The sequence below is a fragment of the Pseudomonas fluorescens HK44 genome (assembly GCF_000217955.3).
GTDB lineage: Bacteria > Pseudomonadota > Gammaproteobacteria > Pseudomonadales > Pseudomonadaceae > Aquipseudomonas > Aquipseudomonas fluorescens_AQ.
Map to the genome: position 1 here is coordinate 737,017 of NZ_AFOY02000015.1, position 20,241 is coordinate 757,257.

At 60.0% G+C, this 20,241-nt stretch carries 20 protein-coding genes and 1 pseudogene; 7 read left to right on the top strand and 14 right to left on the bottom strand.

What is annotated here, in order from left to right; all coding sequences use genetic code 11:
- Positions 1-55: 55 nt before the first annotated feature.
- The 5 genes from HK44_RS16100 to ribBA all read right to left on the bottom strand — a co-directional run bounded on the left by HK44_RS16100 (position 56) and on the right by ribBA (position 5,348).
- Positions 56-1,210, bottom strand: coding sequence for an ABC transporter ATP-binding protein (locus tag HK44_RS16100; protein ID WP_019690470.1), 1,155 nt, complete (start codon positions 1,208-1,210; stop codon positions 56-58).
- Positions 1,211-1,227: 17 nt separating this feature from the next.
- The gene (locus tag HK44_RS16105; protein WP_024264991.1) at positions 1,228-2,037 is read right to left on the bottom strand and encodes an ABC transporter permease; all 810 of its coding nucleotides are present in this window, start codon (positions 2,035-2,037) and stop codon (positions 1,228-1,230) included.
- A gap of 6 nt (positions 2,038-2,043) precedes the next feature.
- Positions 2,044-2,988 carry an ABC transporter permease gene (locus HK44_RS16110; protein ID WP_019690468.1) on the bottom strand — a complete coding sequence of 315 codons (945 nt, stop codon included), beginning with the start codon at positions 2,986-2,988 and terminating at the stop codon, positions 2,044-2,046.
- Entirely contained in the window at positions 2,985-4,010 is a 1,026-nt protein-coding gene (locus HK44_RS16115) for an ABC transporter substrate-binding protein (RefSeq protein ID WP_019690467.1), read from the bottom strand. The genes HK44_RS16110 and HK44_RS16115 overlap by 4 nt, the downstream gene beginning before the upstream one ends.
- A 228-nt stretch (positions 4,011-4,238) precedes the next feature.
- Complete coding sequence (gene ribBA, locus HK44_RS16120) at positions 4,239-5,348, bottom strand: bifunctional 3,4-dihydroxy-2-butanone-4-phosphate synthase/GTP cyclohydrolase II (RefSeq protein WP_019690466.1); 1,110 nt, start codon at positions 5,346-5,348, stop codon at positions 4,239-4,241.
- A 71-nt stretch (positions 5,349-5,419) separates the two neighbouring features.
- Here ribBA and HK44_RS16125 point away from each other — a divergent pair, with 71 nt between their 5' ends.
- Positions 5,420-5,713 carry a DUF1330 domain-containing protein gene (locus HK44_RS16125; protein WP_019690465.1) on the top strand — a complete coding sequence of 98 codons (294 nt, stop codon included), beginning with the start codon at positions 5,420-5,422 and terminating at the stop codon, positions 5,711-5,713.
- 95 nt (positions 5,714-5,808) lie between these two features.
- Here HK44_RS16125 and HK44_RS16130 read toward each other — a convergent pair whose 3' ends face one another.
- The 8 genes from HK44_RS16130 to HK44_RS16165 all read right to left on the bottom strand — a co-directional run bounded on the left by HK44_RS16130 (position 5,809) and on the right by HK44_RS16165 (position 12,584).
- Entirely contained in the window at positions 5,809-6,372 is a 564-nt protein-coding gene (locus HK44_RS16130; RefSeq protein WP_019690464.1) for an NUDIX hydrolase, read from the bottom strand.
- A gap of 2 nt (positions 6,373-6,374) precedes the next feature.
- A complete protein-coding gene (locus tag HK44_RS16135) occupies positions 6,375-7,127 on the bottom strand; it encodes a GntR family transcriptional regulator (protein WP_019690463.1) in 753 nt (250 codons plus the stop codon).
- An 88-nt stretch (positions 7,128-7,215) separates the two neighbouring features.
- Complete coding sequence (locus tag HK44_RS16140) at positions 7,216-7,605, bottom strand: carboxymuconolactone decarboxylase family protein (protein ID WP_019690462.1); 390 nt, start codon at positions 7,603-7,605, stop codon at positions 7,216-7,218.
- Positions 7,602-9,077, bottom strand: coding sequence for an NAD-dependent succinate-semialdehyde dehydrogenase (locus HK44_RS16145; RefSeq protein WP_019690461.1), 1,476 nt, complete (start codon positions 9,075-9,077; stop codon positions 7,602-7,604). The genes HK44_RS16140 and HK44_RS16145 overlap by 4 nt, the downstream gene beginning before the upstream one ends.
- Positions 9,078-9,138: 61 nt before the next feature.
- Positions 9,139-9,624 (bottom strand): flavin reductase family protein, encoded by a 486-nt coding sequence (locus tag HK44_RS16150; protein WP_019690460.1) that lies wholly within the window; start codon positions 9,622-9,624, stop codon positions 9,139-9,141.
- A 12-nt stretch (positions 9,625-9,636) separates the two neighbouring features.
- Positions 9,637-11,118: an aldehyde dehydrogenase gene (locus tag HK44_RS16155; RefSeq protein WP_019690459.1), complete on the bottom strand. Its 1,482-nt coding sequence runs from the start codon at positions 11,116-11,118 to the stop codon at positions 9,637-9,639.
- On the bottom strand, positions 11,115-11,948 hold the full coding sequence (locus HK44_RS16160; protein WP_019690458.1) for an alpha/beta fold hydrolase: 834 nt from the start codon (positions 11,946-11,948) through the stop codon (positions 11,115-11,117). Before HK44_RS16160 ends, HK44_RS16155 begins: the two co-directional genes overlap by 4 nt.
- Before the next feature lie 45 nt (positions 11,949-11,993).
- Complete coding sequence (locus HK44_RS16165; protein ID WP_019690457.1) at positions 11,994-12,584, bottom strand: amino acid synthesis family protein; 591 nt, start codon at positions 12,582-12,584, stop codon at positions 11,994-11,996.
- A 922-nt stretch (positions 12,585-13,506) separates the two neighbouring features.
- On the opposite strand from HK44_RS16165, the gene HK44_RS16170 reads away from it, so the two are divergent.
- The 3 genes from HK44_RS16170 to HK44_RS16180 are packed head-to-tail and all read left to right on the top strand — an operon-like array spanning position 13,507 to position 16,664.
- Positions 13,507-14,916, top strand: coding sequence for a circularly permuted type 2 ATP-grasp protein (locus HK44_RS16170; protein ID WP_019690456.1), 1,410 nt, complete (start codon positions 13,507-13,509; stop codon positions 14,914-14,916).
- Positions 14,917-14,919: 3 nt separating this feature from the next.
- Positions 14,920-15,870 carry an alpha-E domain-containing protein gene (locus HK44_RS16175; protein ID WP_019690455.1) on the top strand — a complete coding sequence of 317 codons (951 nt, stop codon included), beginning with the start codon at positions 14,920-14,922 and terminating at the stop codon, positions 15,868-15,870.
- A complete protein-coding gene (locus HK44_RS16180; RefSeq protein WP_019690454.1) occupies positions 15,867-16,664 on the top strand; it encodes a transglutaminase family protein in 798 nt (265 codons plus the stop codon). The genes HK44_RS16175 and HK44_RS16180 overlap by 4 nt, the downstream gene beginning before the upstream one ends.
- 81 nt (positions 16,665-16,745) lie before the next feature.
- Here the strand turns inward: HK44_RS16180 and HK44_RS16185 are convergent, their stop codons facing one another.
- Positions 16,746-17,405: an MliC family protein gene (locus tag HK44_RS16185; protein WP_019690453.1), complete on the bottom strand. Its 660-nt coding sequence runs from the start codon at positions 17,403-17,405 to the stop codon at positions 16,746-16,748.
- 552 nt (positions 17,406-17,957) lie between these two features.
- Between HK44_RS16185 and HK44_RS16190 the strand changes: the two genes are divergently transcribed.
- From HK44_RS16190 to HK44_RS30570, 3 genes and pseudogenes are all read left to right on the top strand, one after another.
- Complete coding sequence (locus tag HK44_RS16190) at positions 17,958-18,398, top strand: CBS domain-containing protein (protein WP_019690452.1); 441 nt, start codon at positions 17,958-17,960, stop codon at positions 18,396-18,398.
- Between the two features lie 74 nt (positions 18,399-18,472).
- A pseudogene (locus HK44_RS30565) lies at positions 18,473-18,982 on the top strand (MCP four helix bundle domain-containing protein); the annotation flags it as partial.
- 486 nt (positions 18,983-19,468) lie between these two features.
- Positions 19,469-20,113 carry a methyl-accepting chemotaxis protein gene (locus HK44_RS30570; RefSeq protein ID WP_431357335.1) on the top strand — a complete coding sequence of 215 codons (645 nt, stop codon included), beginning with the start codon at positions 19,469-19,471 and terminating at the stop codon, positions 20,111-20,113.
- Positions 20,114-20,241: the final 128 nt, after the last annotated feature.

A 20,241-nucleotide genomic window follows, 5' to 3' on the forward strand; every position in this document is an offset into this window, starting at 1 on the left:
TGGTCTGATGGTATACCGTAATACATCGTTTGCAAGCGCTTTTTGTGAGGTCGGATCAGTGGGCGCCAGCGGCTTTGTTCAGGTCGCTTTCGGTCCATTCGGTATACACGCAAGCATCCGCAGTGGCCCAGCGTACGCGCACCGGGTCGCCGGTCTTGAGTGGCATCCCAGCGGCAGAGAGCGCCTTGACGGTCATGGACGTACCGCCCAAGGTCATCACGGTGCAGGTCTGGCTTTCACCGAGGAACAGCACTTCGCCGACCGTCGCCGAGACTTCGTTCCAGCCTGCGGCCAGGGGTTCCTGAGTGGCTTGCTGGACGCTCAATGCCTGGGCCTTTTCCGGACGCACCATCAGCAGTACAGCCTGGTCGGTTTTCAGCCCGGCGGTCAGGCGGATCGACAGTGATTGGCCTTCGAAACTCGCGGCCGCATTGCCTTGGGCCTTGAGCTTGAGGAAGTTCGAGTTGCCGAGGAACGACGCGACAAAGGCATTCGGCGGGTTCTGGTAGAGGTCGTAGCCGCTGCCCAGACCGACGATCTTGCCGTGGCTGAAGATCGCGATACGTTGGGACAAACGCATGGCTTCTTCCTGGTCGTGGGTCACGTAGACGATGGTGATACCCAGACGCCGATGCAGTTGGCGCAGTTCATCCTGAAGGTCCTCACGCAGCTTTTTGTCCAGGGCCCCCAAAGGCTCGTCCATCAGCAGAATGCGCGGTTCATAGACCAGCGCCCGAGCGATGGCGACCCGTTGCTGCTGGCCACCTGAAAGTTGCGAAGGGCGGCGATGGGCGAACTGTTCGAGTTGCACCAGTTTGAGCATCGCATCGACGCGCCGTTCGCGTTCGCTGGCGGCCAGCTTGCGGATGGCCAGGGGGAAGCCGATGTTGTCACGCACTGACAGGTGCGGGAACAGCGAGTAGCGCTGGAACACCATGCCGATGTCGCGCTTGTGCGGCGGCACGTTGACCAGCGATTGGCCATTGACCAGGATCTCGCCGCTGCTCGGGGTTTCGAAACCGGCGAGCATCGACAGGGTGGTACTTTTACCGGAGCCACTGGAGCCGAGGAAGGTCAGGAATTCACCGTCCTTGATGTCCAGCGAGATGTTGTCCACGGCAGCAAAGTCGCCGTAGTGCTTGTTCAGGTTGCACAGGCTTACCAGCGGCTGGTCGTTCTGCTGCGAGGAATTTTTGATCACGGCACTCATGTCGTACTCCTGGGCGCTCAGGCGCTGATTTCATTGCGCCGGCGAACGGCGGTGGCGATGACCATGACCAATACCGAGAGGCCGATCAGCAGCGTCGAAGCGACGGCGATCACAGGCGTCAGGTCCTGGCGCAGGGTGGTCCACATTTTCACGGGAAGGGTTTGCAGGGTCGGGCTGGCCATCATTACGCTCAGCACCACTTCATCCCAGGACACCAGGAAGGCAAACAGCGCACCGGCAACCATGCCCGGACGAATCGCCGGAAAGGTCACCTTGAACACCGCTTGCAGGCGTGAGGCGCCACAGATCACCGCAGCGTCCTCGATCGACTGGTCGAACAGCTTCAGCGAGTTGATGATCGAGATGATGGTGAACGGCAGCGCAACGATGACGTGGCTGACCACGAAAGCGAACATTGTCCCGGTGTAGCCGAGCTTGAGAAACAGCGCGTACACCGCCACCGCAATGATCACCAGCGGCACGATCATCGGCAAAGTGAACAGGCCATAAAGCATTTCCCGTCCCGGGAAGCGCCCGCGCACCAGCGCAAACGCGGTCGGCAGGCCCAGGGCTACGGCGCAGATCGTGGTCAGCACCGCGACCTTGAGACTGGCCAGCGCTGCGTTCATCCAGTCGGCGTTGGAGAAGAACTGGCCGTACCATTTCAGCGTCCAGCCCGGTGGCGGAAACACCAGCCACTGGGAGGAGCCGAAGGACAGCAACACGATGAACACGATCGGCAGCAGCAGAAACAGCGCGATCAGCCCAGTGGTGAAATACAGGCCGAAACGCATGCGCCGGCTCATGGCATTGGGGGTCAGGAGCATGACGACTTACCTCGCGTTGCTGGCGCCGACCGGAGATTCCGGCTGGAGCTTCAGGTAGAAGTAGAACAACACCAGCGTAATCACGATCAGCAAGGCGGCGCCGGCACTGGCCAGGCCCCAGTTGAGGAACGACTGCACCTGCTGAATGATGAATTCCGGCAGCATCATGTTTTGTGCGCCACCCAGCAGCGCCGGGGTCACGTAGTAACCGAGGGACATCACGAACACCATCAGGCCACCGGAAAACAGCCCCGGCCGGCATAGCGGCAGGAACACCCGGAAGAAGTTGGTCCAGGGGCTGGCACCGCAGATCGAGCCGGCTTGCAGGATCATCGGGTCGATGGCCTGCATGGTCGCCTGCAACGGCAGCACGATGAACGGGATCATGATGTAGCTCATGCCGATCACCACACCGGTCAGGTTATGCACCATCTCCAGTGGCTGATCAATGATGCCCATCGCCATCAGTGCCTTGTTGATCACCCCGGACGCTTGCAACAGCACCAGCCAGGAGTAAGTCCGTGCCAGCAGGCTGGTCCACATCGACAGCAGCACGATGTTCAGGACCCAGCGGCCCCAGCCACGGGGCACCAGCGTGATCGCCCAGGCCAAAGGAAAGCCCAGCAGCAGGCTGAACAGGGTCACCAGTCCAGCCACCGAGAAGGTATTGAGCAGCACCCGTGCATAGGCCGAGTTGGCGAACAGCTGCTCGTAGTTGCCCAGCCCCGGGACCGGTTCCAGCACGCCCCGCAACAGCAGGCCGATCAACGGCGCCAGAAAGAACAGGCCAAGGAACAGCAGGGCGGGGAGCAGATTACTCGCGCCACGCCAGCGCTGTGCCAGTGACGGGGATTGCTTCATCACAGCCGCCTTGCCTGGGGACGAGCCGGCAGCGTCAGAGACGCCCCCGGTCGCGATGGAGTGACTGGACGCAGTGGCCGTCATCTTCATTTGACTAGCCATTCGTTCCACCGTGTCGCGATGGCCGGACCGTTCTTGGCCCAGTACGCGAAATCAAGAGTGATCTGATCTTTAGCGTAGGCAGTCGGCAGGTTAGGGGCCAGCACCGAATCCAGGCGCGCCACGCTGTCGACGTTGACCGGCGCATAGGCGGTCAGGTTGGAGAAATCGGCCTGGCCTTTGGCGCCGCTGGCGTTGGCCAGGAATTTCATGGCCGCTGCCTTGTTCTTCGTGCCTTTAGGCACCACCAGAATGTCGGCCATGACCAGGTTCTGTTTCCAGCTCACGCCCACCGGTGCGCCATCTTCTTGCAGGGCGTGGATCCGACCGTTCCAGAACTGCCCCATGCTCGCTTCGCCAGAGGCCAGCAGTTGTTGCGATTGAGCACCGCCACCCCACCAGACGATATCTTTCTTGATGGTGTCGAGTTTCTTGAAGGCACGGTCCAGGTCCAGCGGATAGAGCTTGTCCGCGGCTACGCCATCGGCCAGCAGGGCCAGTTCAAGCACACCTGGGCTCGGCCATTTGTAGAGGGCACGTTTGCCGGGATAGGTCTTGGTGTCGAACAGCGCGGTCCAGTCCTGAGGTTTGCTGGCGCCGAGCTTGCTCTCGTTGTAGCCGAGGACGAAGGAGAAGAAGAACGAACCGACGCCGTGATCGGAGACGAACCGCGGGTCGATTTTGTCGCGCTGGATCACGGAAAAATCGAGGGGCTCGAGCAAGCCTTCGGAGGCTGCGCGCAAGGCGAAGTCGGCTTCGACATCGACCACGTCCCATTGCACGTTGCCGCTTTCGACCATGGCTTTGAGTTTGCCGTAGTCGGTAGGGCCATCCTGGACCACGGTGATACCGCTGGCCTTGCTGAACGGATCGGCCCAGGCCTGCTTCTGCGCATCCTGGGTGCTACCGCCCCAACTGACGAAGTTGACGCTTTCAGCCGCCATCAACGCCTGGCTGGTCACGCTAAGCAGTCCCGCAAAAAGTATTGCGGTTGCAGATTTGTTCAACACCATTTTCACGCCCTCATTGTTGTGTTTATGAGCGGGGCTTTTGAGTGCCCGCCTATCGGGAGCAGTAGGTCCATCTGGTCAGTCACGACTGTCCGGTCTATGGAATATCATATTATGGTATTCCAAACTTTGTGCAAGCACTTTGCTTTACCGGCTATCCGCCAAAAGTGCGATTTATGTTCCGTCAGACCGCCGGACAGCGGTCTCTCAGGCAGCCCGGCAGGCCCGTAATCATTCGGTGAAAGGAATACTCTCGACCACTTCCAGGTCGTAACCGGTCAAACCGGCGTACTTCAACGGTGGGCCGAGATGACGCAGCTTGCGCACGCCGAGTTCCTGCAGAATCTGCGCCCCGGTACCCACTTCAGAATAGATGCGCGACTGCGAACGGCTGAACTGCCGGGGCGGCTGGGTGAGTTGAGGGACTCGCTCGAGCAGCGCCTGCGATGATTCATGGTTGGCCAGCACCACCACCACGCCGCGACCTTCTTCGGCCACCCGCTGTAACGCGGCCCACAACGTCCAGTTGGAGGGACCGTTGTACTCGGCACCCACAAGGTCGCGCAGCGGATCGATCACATGCACGCGCACCAGGGTCGGTTTGTCATGGCGTAACTCACCCATGACCATCGCCATGTGTACGCCGCCTTCGATGCGGTCCTCAAAGGTGATCAGCCGGAAGGTGCCATGCACCGTAGGTAGCTCACGTTCGCCGATGCGCACCACGGTATGCTCAGTGCTGAGGCGATAGTGAATCAGGTCGGCGATGGTGCCGATCCTGATCCCGTGCTTGCGCGCGAACACTTCCAGGTCCGGGCGGCGGGCCATGGTGCCGTCATCATTCATCACTTCGACAATCACCGAGGCGGGAGTGAAGCCGGCCAGGCGCGCCAGGTCGCAACCGGCCTCGGTATGACCGGCGCGGGTCAGCACGCCGCCTTCCTTGGCGCGCAACGGAAAGATGTGGCCGGGTTGCACAAGATCGGCAGGCCCGGCGCTGGCGGCGACAGCAGCTGCGACGGTTCGCGCCCGGTCGGCGGCGGAGATACCGGTGGTCACGCCGGTGGCGGCCTCGATAGACACGGTGAAGGCGGTGCTGAAGACGCTGCCGTTGCTCGGCACCATCTGCTCCAGCCCAAGGCGTTGGCAGTGCTCGTCAGTCAAGGTCAGGCAGATCAGGCCACGGGCTTCACGGGCCATGAAGCTGATGGCCTCGGGCGTGCAACAGTCGGCGGCGAGCAGCAGGTCGCCTTCGTTTTCCCGATCCTCGTCATCAACCAGCAGCACCATTTTGCCGAGGCGATAATCTTCGATGATTTCTTCGATGCTGTTGAAGGCCATGCTGGAACTCTCAGTGTTTGATGGAAATACTTTGTGGTATACCATAATACAAAACAAGCCGAGAGGTCACTATGAAGGCGTACTGGATTGCACATGTGGATGTTACCGACCCCGATCAATACCTCCATTACACCCAGCGGGCACCAGCGGCCTTCGCGTTGTACGGTGGTCGGATGCTGGCCCGGGGAGGGCGCAGCGAAGCGCTGGAAGGACGGCCCACACCGCAACGCAGCGTAGTGATCGAGTTCGATTCCTACGAGCAAGCGTTGGCCTGTTACCACAGCGAGCAGTATCAAGAGGCGAAACGGCACCGCGAGGGCGCAGCTCGGGCCGAAGTGATCATTGTCGAGGGCGTAGTGCCCTGAGCCTGCGCGTTAACCGCTGTAGAAGCAAAGCTTGCTCGCGATGGCGTCCCTGAGATCGCTATCACGAGCAAGCTTTGCTCCCACGGATCAGCGGCTCAGCGGATGAAGTGGATCTTGCCGGTGTCGTCGTTACCGATATAGATACCGTAGACCCCGGCCTGGCGTTCCTCGATGTAGCGTTCGAGGATCTGCCGGATAGCCGGGTAGTAGATGCTGTCCCAAGGAATATCCTCGGGTGCGAAGAATTTGTAGTCGAGGGTTTCCGGCCCGTACTGGCCGGTGATCTCCAGGGCGATGGCGCGGAAGATGATGTACACCTCGCTGATCTTCGGCACGCTGAAGATCGAGTAGGGCGAGAGAATTTCCGCGCGCACGCCGCTTTCTTCCCAGACTTCGCGCAGCGCAGCCTGCTCGGTGGTCTCGCCACCTTCCATAAACCCCGCCGGCAAGGTCCAGGTGCCTGGACGCGGCGGGATGGCGCGCTGACACAGCAGGTACTTGCCATCCTGTTCGATGATGCAGCCGGCAATGATTTTCGGATTGACGTAATGGATGTAGCCGCAACCGCGGCACATCAGGCGCTCGTGCGTATCGCCCGGCGGAAGTTGAGACCTGAGGTCATTGCCACCGCACTTTGGACAAAAGCTCGGGCTGAACATTTTCAGCGACCTATACGCGGTTCTTTGAGCGCGATGGGCAGGGTGATCTCCGGAATCACGCCGGTTTCTTCCTGCTTGCGCTTGAGGTAATCGAGGGCGACCTTGGCGGCGGCGCGCACGTGGTCGACACATGCCTGGTGAGCGGCCAACGGATCGCCGCTCTTGATCGCTTCGACCATGCGTTCCATTTCCTGGTTACTGCTGCTGCGACGGTTTTCCTGGGATACCGACGTCGCCCGCAGGTAGCTGATCCGTGCCTGCAACTGACGCAGCTGGGTGGCCGCGACATGGTTGCCGGAGCCTTCGAGCAGGACGTCGTAAAAACCCTGGACCGAGTCGATAACCTGTTGCAGTTCACCATCCTTGAGGGCCTTGCGGTTTTCCTCGAGGGCTTTTTCCAGGGCCTTGATGTCCTTGGCCTTGGCGCGCAGGGTGAACAGCTGGACGATCAGGCCTTCAAGCACGCAACGCAGCTCATAGATATCGACGGCATCGGCCAGGGTGATGATCGCGACCCGTGGGCCCTTGGCGTCGGCGAACTCCACCAGGCCTTCGGATTCCAGGTGGCGCAAGGCTTCCCGTACGGAAGTGCGGCTGACCCCCAGGCGATCGCACAGATCGCGTTCGACCAGACGGTCTCCCGGCAGAAGCTGGAAGTTCATGATGGCGCTTCGCAATTTATCCAGCACGATTTCGCGCAGGGTAACGGGGTTGCGATTGACCTTGAAGCTGTCGTCGAGTGGCAGGCGTTTCATGGGGTCCGCTCTGAATGTGGCTGTCCATGCAAAAAGAACACGTCGATCGCTAGATTCTCCGTGCTCGGTCAGATCAAACAGCCAAGGGTTAACTGGAGGCCTCGGCATCGACTTCGGCGAAGGCTTCACGGGCGAGCCGGAAACTGTCTACGGCAGCGGGGACACCGCAATAAATACCGACCTGAAGCAGAATTTCGCGTATTTGTTCACGAGTCAGCCCGTTACGCAAGGCACCGCGCACATGCAACTTGAGTTCGTGGGGCCGGTTGAGGGCCGAAATCATCGCCAAGTTTATCATGCTGCGCTCTTTAAGCGACAAACCCTCACGGCCCCAAACGTGGCCCCAGCAGTATTCGGTGACCAGCTCCTGCAGCGGTCGGGTGAAGTCGTCGGCGTTCTCGATCGAACGGCTCACATAGGCTTCGCCCAACACCTGGGTGCGGATTTTCAGCCCTTGTTCATATTTCTCGTTGCTCATCGTTGTGTGCTCCCGAAGTCGTCGAGCCCACCCATCAGGGTGTATTTGAGTTCCAGATAATCCTCGATGCCGTACTTGGAACCTTCGCGGCCCAGGCCTGAGGATTTGATGCCGCCAAACGGCGCGACCTCGGTGGAGATCAGCCCTTCGTTGATCCCGACCATGCCGTACTCCAGCGCCTCACTCATGCGCCAGGCACGGCCCAGATCACGGGTATAGCAATAAGCGGCGAGGCCGAACTCGGTGTCGTTGGCCAGGTGTACGGCTTCGGCTTCCGTGTCGAAGCGGAACACCGCCGCGAGTGGGCCGAAGGTTTCTTCCCGGGCGACCTTCATCTGCGTGGTGATGCCGGCCAGTACCGTGGGCTGAAAGAACCCGTGCCCGAGTGCGTGACGCTCACCGCCGCAGAGCAATCGGGCGCCTTGGGCAAGCGCGTCCTGCACGTGGTCTTCGACCTTGGCCACGGCACGCTCGTTGATCAGTGGACCCTGATTCACGTTGGCGTCGAAACCGCTGCCAACGTGCAGTTGTTTTACGCGCTCGGCCAAGCGAGCGACAAAGGCGTCGTGAATACCGCCCTGGACCAGGAAGCGATTAACGCAGACACAGGTTTGCCCGGCGTTGCGAAATTTGGCAATCAGCGCACCGTCCACCGCGCGCTCCAGATCCGCGTCGTCGAACACGATGAAGGGCGCATTTCCCCCCAGCTCCAGCGACACCTTCTTCAGCGTCGGCGCGCACTGCGCCATCAACAGTTTGCCGATGGCGGTGGAACCGGTGAACGACAGTTTGCGCACCAAGGGGCTGGCGGTGAGCTCGGCGCCGATCGCAACCGCGTCGCCGGTAATCACGTTGAAAATGCCCGGTGGAATCCCGGCCTGTTCGGCCAGCACAGCCATGGCCAGGGCCGAGAACGGGGTTTCCGGTGCCGGTTTGACGATGCACGGGCAACCGGCGGCCAGCGCCGGACCGGCTTTGCGGGTGATCATCGCCGCCGGGAAGTTCCACGGAGTGATGGCCGCAACCACGCCAATCGACTCTTTGCTGACCACAATGCGCGCATCAGCTTTGTGGCTGGGAATGGTGTCGCCATAGATGCGTTTGGCTTCTTCGGCGAACCACTCGATGAAGCTCGCGGCGTAGAGGATTTCACCCTTGGCTTCGGCCAGTGGCTTGCCTTGTTCGAGGGTGAGGATTTCGGCCAGGGCGTCGGCATGTTCCAGCATCAGTGCGTGCCAGCGCTTGAGCGTCTGGCTGCGTTCCTTGGCCGTCAACGCACGCCATGCCGGCCAGGCCTTGTTGGCGGCGGCGATGGCTTGGCGTGCGTCGCTGGCGCCAAGGTTGGGCACCCGGCCGATCAGTTCGCCGGAGGCTGGATTGAAAATGTCTTGACTGGCACCATTCGGCGCATCCAGCCATTGGCCATCGATAAAGGCCTGCTGGCGGAACAGTTGCGAGGCTGCTGGGCTCATGCCGGCTCCTAAGAAATGGGGGACGCGCTCCCACATGGACCTGCGCCCCTGAAGATAGATATCAGGCCAGCGCGGGCAGCGGGGCCAGCTTGCCTTTGTGATAGATCATCGGCGTCACCGGTTGCTCGGGCAGAATCAGGTTCTTCACCGCGCCGACGATGATCGCGTGATCGCCGCCGTCGTATTCGCGCCACAACTCGCACTCGATAATCGCCGTGGCTTTGCCCAGCAGCGGGTTGCCCAGCTCACTGAGGTGCCAGTCGATGCCTTTGGCCTTGTCCTTGCCTTTGCCAGCAAACGCATAGGCTTCGGCGGTCTGGTCGGCGGACAGCAGATGAATCGCGAACTGCTTGCTGTCACGCAGGATCGGGTAGGTGTCAGAGGCATAGTTGGGGCAGAACAGCACCAGCGCCGGATCGATCGACAGTGCACTGAAAGCGCTGGCGGTAATGCCGACGATGCCGCCGTCCGGGTCCAGGGTGGTGACCACCGTGACTCCGGAAGGGAACGAGCTCATGACGTCTTTGTAAATGCCGGGTTCGATCATGTCGGCGGTCTCCTAGCGCATCACGAAGGGATCAGGCATCGGTGCCTGAGAGAGGTTGATCCACACCGTTTTCAGCTCGGTGTAGGCCAGCACCGAATCGATGCCGCTTTCGCGTCCATAGCCGCTGTTCTTGAAGCCGCCGATCGGCGCCATGGCCGATACGGCGCGGTAGGTGTTCACCCAGATGATCCCGGAGCGCACGTCCCGAGCCAGGCGGTGAGCGCGGCCCAGGTCGCGGGTCCAGATGCCGGCGGCGAGGCCGAACTGCGAGTCGTTGGCGATCGCCAGGGCTTCGGCTTCGTCCTTGAAACGGATGACCGAGGCCACCGGACCGAAGACTTCTTCCTGCATGATCTTCATCGAATTGCGGTCGCATTCGAACAGGGTCGGTTCATAGAACCAGCCGTCGCCCAGATTTTCTGGACGCTTGCCGCCCAGGCGCAGGCGCGCACCTTCGGCGATGGCGTCAGCCACCAAACCTTCGACAACCGCCAGTTGTTGCGCGGTGGCCATCGGGCCCATTTCACTGCTGTCTTCCTGCGGGTTGCCGATGCGGATGCGCTTGGCGCGTTCGACCAGACGCGAAACGAACTCATCGTAGATTTCGTCCTGAACCAGCAGGCGCGAGCCGGAGACGCAGCTCTGACCCGATGCCGCATAGATCCCGGCAATTGCACCGTTGATCGCGCTGTCGAGGTCGGCATCGGCGAAGATGATGTTCGGCGATTTGCCGCCCAGTTCCAGCGACAGCTTGGCGAAGTTCTCGGCGCTGCTGCGCACCACATGCCGCGCCGTGGCGGCACCGCCGGTGAACGCAATCTTGCGTACCAGCGGATGGCGGGTGAGGGCGGCGCCGGTGCTCGGGCCGTAACCGGTGACGACGTTGACCACGCCCGGCGGAATCCCGGCTTCCAGCGCCAGACGTGCCAGCTCCAGGATGGTCGCCGAAGCGTGCTCGGACGGTTTGATCACGATGGTGTTGCCCGCCGCGAGGGCCGGGGCCAGTTTGATCGCCGTCAGGTACAGCGGGCTGTTCCAGGGAATGATCGCCGCGACCACGCCCATGGCTTCATGCACGGTGTAGGCAAACAGGTCCGGCTTGTCGAGGGGGAGCGTGCCGCCTTCGAGTTTGTCGGCCAGACCTGCGGTGTAGTGGAAGAACTCCGGCAGGTAGCCAACCTGGCCACGGGTCTCGCGAATCAGCTTGCCGTTGTCGCGGCTTTCCAGCTGCGCCAGTTGCTCTTTGTTTTCGGCGATCAGGTCGCCAAGACGCCGTAGTAATTTACCGCGAGCCGTGGCGGTGAGGCCGCGCCAGGCCGGGTTGTCGAAAGCCGTCTGCGCCGCCTGTACGGCACGCTCGACGTCAGCTTCGTCGGCATCGGGCAGTTCAGCCCAGGCTTGAGCCAGGGCCGGGTTCAGGCTTTCAAAGGTTTTGCCGGACAGGGCATCGACCCATTCACCGCCGATGCACATCTGGAAGCGTGCGAGTGTCATGCAACGATCCCCTTTATTTGGTTTTGTCGGGAGTGCGCGGTGTCAAGAAACTCCAGTAACAGCTGGTTGACCAGGCGCGGCGATTCTACGGGCATCATATGCCGTTGCTCGGCGAGCACGGCAACGGTGGCGCCGGGAATTCGTTCGGCCAATTGCCGGGCCATTTCCGGTGTCGAACCAGGGTCCAGTTCACCGGTGGCGATCAGAGTCGGCACCTGAATATTGGCCAGATCCTCGGCGCGGTACATGTCCTGGGTCGCGAACAGCTCATAGGTGGTCAGGTAACCCTGTGGGTCGTTATCCGCCAAGGTCTGGCGCAGGGCGGCAATCTGTGCCGGATTAGCCGCCTGGTATTCGCGGCTGAACCAGCGCGACAGTGCGGCTTCGGCGTTGGCGTCCGGTCCGTGTTCGGCAGCCTGGGCGGTGCGGGCAATCACCCCTGCACGCTGTTCGGGGCTGCGATTGAACACGCTGTTGAGCACCACCAGGCCTTGCAGGCGTTGCGGGTAATGCAAGGCAAAAGCCCGGGCCACCAGCCCGCCCATCGAAAAGCCGATGACCGTCGCCTGCGGTAATTGCAGGTGGTCGAGCACCTCCAGCAACTGGTCGGCATAGCCGAGCAGAGGAGTGCCGCTTTCCGGGCGGGGGCTCGCGCCATGACCGAGCATGTCGTAGGCAATCACGCGGTACTTCGTGGCCAGGCCAACGACCTGGCCGCCCCACATTTCTTTGTTCAGGCCCACGCCGTGGATCAAAACCACGGGCTGGCCTTGGCCGGTCGCCAGGTAACTGGTGCCAGCCGGGGTGCGTTCAGCGGTGAGCCGAATCATGGAGCGCTCCTGCATGCCTTTTTGTTGTAGTGGCTCTCACTGGAATTACTGGGCTTTCTCGGCCGCCAGTTCTTCCAGATCGATGTAACGGTTACCGATGCGTGGGTGCAGACGGCCGCCATCGGCGCAACCCAGGACCACGACGATTTCGTCGGCGCGCGGCGCATCTTCGATCTGCATTTCCAGGGTGATGTAGTGCGAACGCAGGCCTTCGTCGTCCTTGTGCATCATCGGAATCTGGATCGAGGTGCCCGGACCGCCGCGTTTGTTGGTGAAACTCAGGTAGCTCTTGGCTTTGACCGCTTCACGGTAGTGATTGCCGAAGCGCAGGGTATGGATCACGGCAGAGGCGTGCTCGATTTCGCCGTCGGCGCCCACTACAGCCGCCTTGCCATAAGCTTCGATTTTTTCGGCACCGCCGATGATGCCCACCAGGCGTTCGACCATCAGTGCGCCGAGGTCGGAGCAGTTGGCACGAATTTCCGGCTTCAGGTCTTCGACGAAGCCGCGACCCAGCCAGGGGTTTTTCATCACCACGGCCAGCCCGACCATGGTCACCGGCTTATCGGTGGCCTTGCCGCCTTCAATAAAGGTTTGTTCGACATAGCTGACGATCTTGCGGATTTCGAAACTCATGAGCTGCTCCGTATTCGGGTTGAGAGGCGTCTGTGCGTATGATGGTATACCATAATACCGCTAGCGCAAGAGGCTGAAACGAGTTTCCGGCCGGAAGGCGATAAAAAGAGGGACGGGCATCTCGCGGGCGGGTCATGCGCTGTGCCGCGAGTGCGGTGGAGATCGCATGTAGACAGGACCGAACGGTCGGTTTGAAACGGGGGGATATGGTTGGAGGCTGGGCCTGCCTGACGACGGAGAGTTCGACGGCACCAGAACGCTCATTCAACTGAATAGCGTTGTGCATCACTAGCGGGCACATCAGCTCCATGTGTAGTCATGGAGTGCGTTTGCGTGCGCATTAATGGTGCAAGAATTCAATTCGATGTGCGGGTCTGAAGGATTGGTATTACAAAGCTCATAAAAAAGAGTGGGTAAAAATTTCCCGTTTACAGGGCAATAAAATCAACTTATTTACCCAATGCACCGATTTTGTCCGCGCCAGAGTTGTGCAAACCGTAAGTGCAATAAACGTTTCAGCCTATTACGAGAAAAACACCGTAAAAATGAACGTAAATGTCGCATCAGTATCATTATTCAAGGTTTTCTCGATTTTTAACCGCCCCGGCGTTGCGTGGGCACAGCCCTTGCAAAAGCACTTTCAAACCACCGGAAGTGTGGTTTTTGCGATAAAAAGAAACTGGGGGCGTTACAAGTAGGAGCGCCAGTAAGCTAATCCGGAAACGGCCAGATCTCTGGCGCCAGAAGGCGTCAAGACGCTGTCGGAATCGTGAGCTTCCAGCTTCATAAAGGGACAGGAAGTTCACGGTGCACACTGAGGTGCTTTACAGAAACAGTACTCACTAAAACAACGTAAGGCTTCATCTATTGGAATGACAAAGTTATAAAAAAATGCCGGCTGTATCGCGGCAAGGAGTGGGGTATGTCCCGAGCTTTTTTTAATGAAATGTATGATGCGAGTGGTGGCTGCCGCCCACATTACCAGGAGTTTGCGCGCTGGTTGGCGGACACGCCCCTGGAGCTGCTGGAACAGCGTCGTCGCGAAGCCGACCTGCTGTTCCATCGAGCCGGCATCACCTTCACGTTATATGGGGACGAGCAGGGCACCGAGCGGTTGATTCCGTTCGACATCATTCCACGCAGCATCAAGGCCAGCGAATGGCAGATGGTCGAGCGTGGCTGCATTCAGCGGGTCCAGGCCTTGAACATGTTCCTGGCCGATATCTATCACGGGCAACGGATTCTCAAGGAGGGCATTATTCCGGCCGAACAGGTGTTGGCCAACGAGGGTTATCAGGTCGCCATGCAGGGCCTGAATCCGCACCGCGGCATCTATGCCCACATCTCCGGGGTCGACCTGGTGCGCGATGGCGACGGCAGTTACTACGTACTCGAAGACAATCTGCGCACACCCAGCGGCGTCAGCTACATGCTCGAAGACCGCAAGATGATGATGCGCCTGTTTCCCGAACTCTTCGCCGCCCAGCGCGTGGCGCCCATCGACCACTACCCGAACCTGCTGCTGGACACCCTCAAGACTTCCAGCCCCCTGGACAACCCGACGACCGTGGTACTAACCCCGGGCCGCTTCAACAGCGCTTACTTCGAACACGCATTCCTGGCTCGTGAAATGGGCGTGGAACTGGTTGAAGGCGCTGATCTGTTCGTCCGCGACGATCATGTCTACATGCGCACTACCGCCGGCCCGAAACAGGTGGATGTGATTTATCGGCGTCTAGACGATGCGTTTCTCGACCCGCTGTCTTTCAATCCGGACTCCATGCTGGGTGTGCCCGGGCTGGTGGCGGTCTATCGCGCGGGGAACGTGATCCTCGCCAATGCCATTGGCACGGGCGTGGCGGATGACAAGTCGATCTACCCCTATGTGGGCGACATGATTCGCTTCTACCTCGACGAGGAGCCGATCCTCAAGAACGTTCCCACCTGGCAATGTCGCAAACCAGAAGAGCTGTCCCATGTGCTGGCCAATCTTCCTGAGTTGGTGGTCAAGGAAACCCAGGGTTCCGGTGGCTACGGGATGCTGGTCGGCCCGGCTGCCACGGCGGCGGAAATCGAGGACTTCCGCGCGCGTCTCAAGGCACGCCCTGAGGCCTATATCGCCCAGCCGACGCTGTGTCTGTCCACGTGCCCGACCTTTGTCGAAAGCGGCATCGCCCCACGCCATATCGACCTGCGCCCGTTTGTGCTGTCGGGCCGTGAAACCCGCCTGGTGCCCGGCGGCCTGACTCGCGTGGCATTGCGCGAAGGCTCGCTGGTGGTGAACTCGTCCCAGGGCGGTGGCACCAAAGACACTTGGGTAGTGGAGGACTAAGACATGCTTTCAAGAACCGCTTCGGACCTCTACTGGATGTCCCGTTATCTGGAGCGCGCCGAAAACCTGGCGCGCATGCTCGAAGTCAGTTACTCATTGTCGCTGATGCCCCAGGCCGGACGTACCGATGGCCATGCCGAGTTGGCGATGTCACTGCTGGCCGCCGGCACGCTGGACGACTACAACCAGCGCTATGGCGAACTCAACACCGAGCGAATGCTGCATTTCTTCGCGCTGGATGAAACCAACCCCGGCAGTATCTATTGCTGCCTGCAGGCGGCGCGGGCCAATGCCCACGCGGTGCGCGGACGGATCACCGCCGACATGTGGGAGAACATCAACGCCACCTGGCTGGAGATGCGCAACATTGCCCGCAATGGCCTGGGTCGTTATGGCATCAGCCATTTCTGCGAATGGGTCAAGGAGCGCTCGCACCTGTTCCGCGGGGCGACCTCAGGCACCATCATGCGCAACGATGCCTACTGCTTCATTCGACTGGGCACCTTCCTCGAACGCGCCGATAACACCCTGCGCCTGCTGGATGCGCGTTACGAAATGTATGGCGAGGAGTCGGAGGAGGTCAGTGACAACTCGGCTCGCGGCTACTACCAATGGAGCGCCTTGCTGCGTGCCTTGTCATCTTTCGAGGCGTTCAACGAGCTCTACCGTAATGCACCGAACGCCGAGCAGGTCTCCGAGATGCTGTTGTTGCGCGCCGCCGTTCCGCGTTCGCTGCACGCCTGCATCGAGGAACTGGACCAGATCCTCGCCAGCCTGCCGGGCAGTAACGGGCGGCCGGCCCAGCGGTTGGCCGCCGAATTGAATGCGCGGCTGCGCTACACCGGGATCGACGAAATCCTTGGCTTCGGTCTGCACCAGTGGCTGACTGATTTCATCTCCCAGGTTCGCCATCTCGGCCAGACCGTCCACGAATCCTATCTGGAGGTCGTATGAAACTGTCCATACGCCACGACACCACCTACAGCTACACCGACGATGTCTGCACCAGCATCCAGTTCCTGCGTTTGACGCCCAAGAACACCGAGCGCCAGCACATTCTGGAATGGCATCTGGAACTGCCGCGCCTGGTGCGCAGCCAACTCGATCCTTACGGCAACATCCTGCATGTATTGACGATGGACGAGCCCCACGGTGCCCTCGTGCTGACCGCCTATGGTCAGGTTGAAATCGACCAGGCCCTGGACGTGGAGCACGACAGTCAGTCGCCGTTGCCGTTCTTGCGTACCAGCCATCTGACCAAGGCTGACGACGCCCTCACTGCCTTTGCCTTGCAGCGTTGCGGCACTCGGCGTGATCGCGGGGCGTTGATTGACCTGATGAATGGCCTCGCCGAGCACATGCTCTACAGCCCCGGCGCTACAGCGGTGGACACCACCGCAGCCCAAGCCTTTGCCGCCGGCGTCGGGGTCTGCCAGGACCATACCCATGCCTTCCTGGCCTGCGCTCGCAGCCTGGGAATTCCGGCGCGTTATGTCTCCGGTTATCTGTGCACAGAAGATGAAAGTCATCTGGCCAGCCATGCCTGGGCCGAAGCCTGGCTCGACGATGGTTGGTACAGCTTCGACGTCACCAACCGATTGGCGCGGCCCGAGCGTCATCTGAAACTGGCGGTGGGCCTCGAGTACCTCGACGCTTGCCCGGTGCGCGGTATGCGTCGCGGGGGAGGGGCCGAGCACATGCTCGCGCGGGTCCAGGTGTCGTCCCAGTTGCAGGTTCAGCACCAGTAAAGCTCACACCATAACCGGCCATACCGTCTCCATGACGGTATGGCCGCTCTCCATCTTGCCCGTGTTACTGCGAGAGGGAAATCAACTGGCGGGCTCAGCTGTACAACTCATTTCCTCTGAGCCCGGCTTTTGGAAAAGGACCACGTTGTCGTTTTGCCAAAAGCGGTAATTCCCCTGGTAATCCTTGCCTGTGTATTGGATTCCCGAATCACTCGGCACCTGGCTCAGGGTGATCGAAGTATTCGCCCATTTCAGGTACACGACACCCGGTTGCGTGCTGAAGAAGGTGGCGGTAATCAGCGCGTCAAACCCCGCACAACGAAAAGCCAGGGGACCTTCGGTGAGCCGGTCTGGATCCTTGGTTCTCACAATTGCCGAGCCTTGGCGCAACTGGTGCGCGCGTTCGGCATAACTTCGGATCGTGCAAACCTTGGGCGCAGGTGCGGAGGCACATTGATTACGGGCCTCGATCCAGAACTGCTGGTCGATCATGACGGTGTCTGGAGGCGGTACTGAATGTTCATCCGTGAGCGCCAGGCGATAAAGACGCGTCAGTTCGATATCCATCTGTGCCAGTTGCGGATCACGACAGATAAGTTTTTCGATGGATGCCCTTGCCTGGGCACAGTCGAAACTGGTCTTGAAGGTTGGTGAAGGAGGGGCAGCATCCGCACAGGGGCTTGTCGCCACGCACACGCTGGCAGCGAGCAGACGGGTGAAAAGGGCCGTGACCGTTTTCATGTTGGTTTCACCCAGATCATGACGTGATGCCCGGATTGCCCCGGGACCTATCGATCCGATGAACAGTCCTTCGTTCGCAGTGGGTGTATCGCAGTGTAAGTCAGTGCTCAAAACTTGCCACACCGCCCGGCGGACCTGAGTCGACCACTCGGATGCACTTTTATAAAGCGCTATGCACAACACGTTGCACCAGTGGGGGACAGCGCAATGAACATTCGGCTCGATCCGCGCAGGCGTCTCTCGCTTGTATCGCAGTCGCCGCGACCATCCTCTATCGCTCGGGAGCCTGGGTTCCCACGCTGGATGAAGTCTCCTGCTGTCGACTGGCACAAAGGCTGCAAGGCTCTATCAGGTTCATCTGGAACGGATTCCTGTGAACAGCCCCCTCGGTCAACGATGATCGATTGACCGAACAGGTCATGGGCAACGTCGGTGCATCAGGCATGGATGTCTGGTTTCAACACCGTAATAGAACAGGCAAAGGCGCCTGGAACCGAAAGGTTTCAGGCGTTTTTTTTTGCTTTTTAACCGTGATTGGCTTTGGAGGTCCGTATGAAAACAGCCGCGCAATTGCTGAAGCTGAAGGTCGTGCAAAACCAGCAGGTGCATACCATCGCGCCAGACCAGATGGTCCTTGAAGCGCTGAAGCTGATGGCTGAAAAGAATGTGGGTGCTCTACCCGTCATAGAGGAGGGGCAGGTGGTCGGCGTTATCAGCGAACGCGACTATGCGCGCAAGGTCGTTCTGCTTGGGCGCTCTTCGGTCGGTACGCCGGTCAGGGCCATCATGAGCGCGCCCGTCGTGACGGCAGACAGTCAGCAGAGTATCGAGCGTTGCATGGCGGTCATGACCGACAGTCATCTGCGCCATTTACCGGTGGTGGAAGGCGACCAACTGATAGGCCTGTTGTCGATTGGTGATCTGGTTAAAGAAGCCATCGCCGAACAGGCCGACCTGATTCGGCAACTGGAACACTACATTCGCGGACATTAAAGCGACCAGGGATGAGGTGGAACCAGGGCTTACGCGGACATGAAGTTTTCAAATGTGCTGCCCGTCGGGCACGTATGAATCAGGGAGCATTTGATTTGGCCAAGTTAAGCACGGCACAACGTATTGTCATCGGCTTTGCAATCGCGCCGTTGGTACTGACAGGCCTGGCGTTTTATGCGTTACACGATCTGGCAACGCTCAAGGAGCAGGCGATGGTGATCGTCAAACAGGACTGGCCGAAAATCGATCCGATCATGGTCATTGCCACAGGTGTACGGGACAACGCCAGGAACACCCGGGATTTGCTGATCGACAAAGACAATCAGCAAGCGCAACAGGCCATCGATACCACCAAAAAGCGCATCAGCCTGGCACTTGAAACACTTGAGCCATTGTTCGATCTGCCGGAAGGCAAGGCTGCCTATGTGACCCTGAAAAAGAATCGCGAGGCTTACGTCGCCGCGTTCACCCAGGTGCAGGCGTTGATCAGGCAAAGCGCCTTTGATGCCGCAATGGCGCAGTTGAAACAGCAAGTCATCCCCGCCGAACAGCAGGTTTATAAAAGCCTGGACGCCCTGATGGCGCAGCAGGGGCGTATTTTCGCCGATCGTGAAAGGTCGGCGCAGGCCCTGTACAGCGATGCGCGCTTGAACATGCTGGGGTTGCTGGTTTTCTGCCTGGCCTCGGTCATCGCCGCGGCGGTCATCGTGACGCGCAGTGTCACCCGGCCCTTGGGTGGGGAGCCCGATGCTGCTGCGCGGGTATTGAGTCAAATCGCGCAGGGCGATCTGACGATTCAAGTGCCCGTGAAGGCCAATGCCGACGGTAGCGTGATGATGAACATGCACCAGATGCAACAAAGCCTGAACGCGATGGTTAAACACATCGCGGCGTCGGTTGATCAGGTGGCCAGTTCGTCCGAAGAGCTGAGTGCGGTCAGCAGCCAGACCCGTGACAGTTTGCAGTTGCAGGGCCTGGAGATCGAGCAGGCTGCGGCGGCGATCAATCAAATGACGGCGGCCGTCGACGAGGTCGCACGCAATGCTGTCAGCACCAGCGAGGCGTCCCGGATGTCCGAGCAAACCGCGCAGCGCGGCCGTGAACACGTTCAGGAAACAGTGGCCTCGATCGGTGTGCTGGCGGACGGCATGACGGATACCTCGCAGCGTATCGAGCAATTGGCCGGGCGTGTGCAAGACATCAGTACGGTGCTGGACGTGATTCGCAGCATTGCCGAGCAAACCAATTTGCTGGCCCTCAACGCAGCGATTGAAGCGGCTCGTGCCGGTGATGCCGGACGTGGTTTTGCGGTGGTCGCCGACGAGGTGCGGGCACTGGCCCATCGAACTCAGGTGTCGACCCAGGAAATCGAGCAGATGATTGGCAACATTCGGCTCGATACCGGGCACGCGGTGACCGCCATGCAAAACAGCGGTCACCTGGTGCAGATGACCCTGGAAGTCGCGCAACGCTCCGGCGAGGCACTGGAAGCGATCACCCGGTCAATCTCGCAGATCAATGAGCGCAACCTGATGATCGCCAGTGCCACGGAGCAGCAGGCATTGGTGGCGCGTGAAGTGGATCGCAATCTGGTGAGCATTCGTAACGTGTCCGGGCAGGTCCTGCTGGGTGCCGAGCATACTCACACCGCCGGTCTGGAGTTGGCGCAGATGGCAGGAGCACTGCACCAGACGGTGGCGCGTTTCAAAACCTAGACGGGCGTGAGGCAGGTAGCGGGTCAATGCAGCGGCGCTGCCTTTTAAGTTGAATGTTAAAAAATGTTATTTATTAAAAACAGCTTCACATATTCTGTTCATTGGAGGATTATCTGCTCAACCTGTAT

What these genes read in the sequence shown, in the direction of transcription:
- HK44_RS16125 (WP_019690465.1), top strand. Translation starts at nt 5,420, where the DNA reads ATGAAGGCGTACTGGATTGCACATGTGGATGTTACCGACCCCGATCAA.
- HK44_RS16180 (WP_019690454.1), top strand. Translation starts at nt 15,867, where the DNA reads ATGAAACTGTCCATACGCCACGACACCACCTACAGCTACACCGACGAT.
- HK44_RS16160 (WP_019690458.1), bottom strand. Translation starts at nt 11,948, where the DNA reads ATGATTCGGCTCACCGCTGAACGCACCCCGGCTGGCACCAGTTACCTG.
- HK44_RS16170 (WP_019690456.1), top strand. Translation starts at nt 13,507, where the DNA reads ATGTCCCGAGCTTTTTTTAATGAAATGTATGATGCGAGTGGTGGCTGC.
- HK44_RS16135 (WP_019690463.1), bottom strand. Translation starts at nt 7,127, where the DNA reads ATGAAACGCCTGCCACTCGACGACAGCTTCAAGGTCAATCGCAACCCC.
- HK44_RS16105 (WP_024264991.1), bottom strand. Translation starts at nt 2,037, where the DNA reads ATGCTCCTGACCCCCAATGCCATGAGCCGGCGCATGCGTTTCGGCCTG.
- HK44_RS16115 (WP_019690467.1), bottom strand. Translation starts at nt 4,010, where the DNA reads ATGGTGTTGAACAAATCTGCAACCGCAATACTTTTTGCGGGACTGCTT.
- HK44_RS16130 (WP_019690464.1), bottom strand. Translation starts at nt 6,372, where the DNA reads ATGTTCAGCCCGAGCTTTTGTCCAAAGTGCGGTGGCAATGACCTCAGG.
- HK44_RS16190 (WP_019690452.1), top strand. Translation starts at nt 17,958, where the DNA reads ATGAAAACAGCCGCGCAATTGCTGAAGCTGAAGGTCGTGCAAAACCAG.
- ribBA (WP_019690466.1), bottom strand. Translation starts at nt 5,348, where the DNA reads ATGGCCTTCAACAGCATCGAAGAAATCATCGAAGATTATCGCCTCGGC.
- HK44_RS30570 (WP_431357335.1), top strand. Translation starts at nt 19,469, where the DNA reads ATGTCCGAGCAAACCGCGCAGCGCGGCCGTGAACACGTTCAGGAAACA.
- HK44_RS16145 (WP_019690461.1), bottom strand. Translation starts at nt 9,077, where the DNA reads ATGAGCCCAGCAGCCTCGCAACTGTTCCGCCAGCAGGCCTTTATCGAT.
- HK44_RS16185 (WP_019690453.1), bottom strand. Translation starts at nt 17,405, where the DNA reads ATGAAAACGGTCACGGCCCTTTTCACCCGTCTGCTCGCTGCCAGCGTG.
- HK44_RS16165 (WP_019690457.1), bottom strand. Translation starts at nt 12,584, where the DNA reads ATGAGTTTCGAAATCCGCAAGATCGTCAGCTATGTCGAACAAACCTTT.
- HK44_RS16150 (WP_019690460.1), bottom strand. Translation starts at nt 9,624, where the DNA reads ATGATCGAACCCGGCATTTACAAAGACGTCATGAGCTCGTTCCCTTCC.
- HK44_RS16175 (WP_019690455.1), top strand. Translation starts at nt 14,920, where the DNA reads ATGCTTTCAAGAACCGCTTCGGACCTCTACTGGATGTCCCGTTATCTG.
- HK44_RS16110 (WP_019690468.1), bottom strand. Translation starts at nt 2,988, where the DNA reads ATGAAGATGACGGCCACTGCGTCCAGTCACTCCATCGCGACCGGGGGC.
- HK44_RS16100 (WP_019690470.1), bottom strand. Translation starts at nt 1,210, where the DNA reads ATGAGTGCCGTGATCAAAAATTCCTCGCAGCAGAACGACCAGCCGCTG.
- HK44_RS16140 (WP_019690462.1), bottom strand. Translation starts at nt 7,605, where the DNA reads ATGAGCAACGAGAAATATGAACAAGGGCTGAAAATCCGCACCCAGGTG.
- HK44_RS16155 (WP_019690459.1), bottom strand. Translation starts at nt 11,118, where the DNA reads ATGACACTCGCACGCTTCCAGATGTGCATCGGCGGTGAATGGGTCGAT.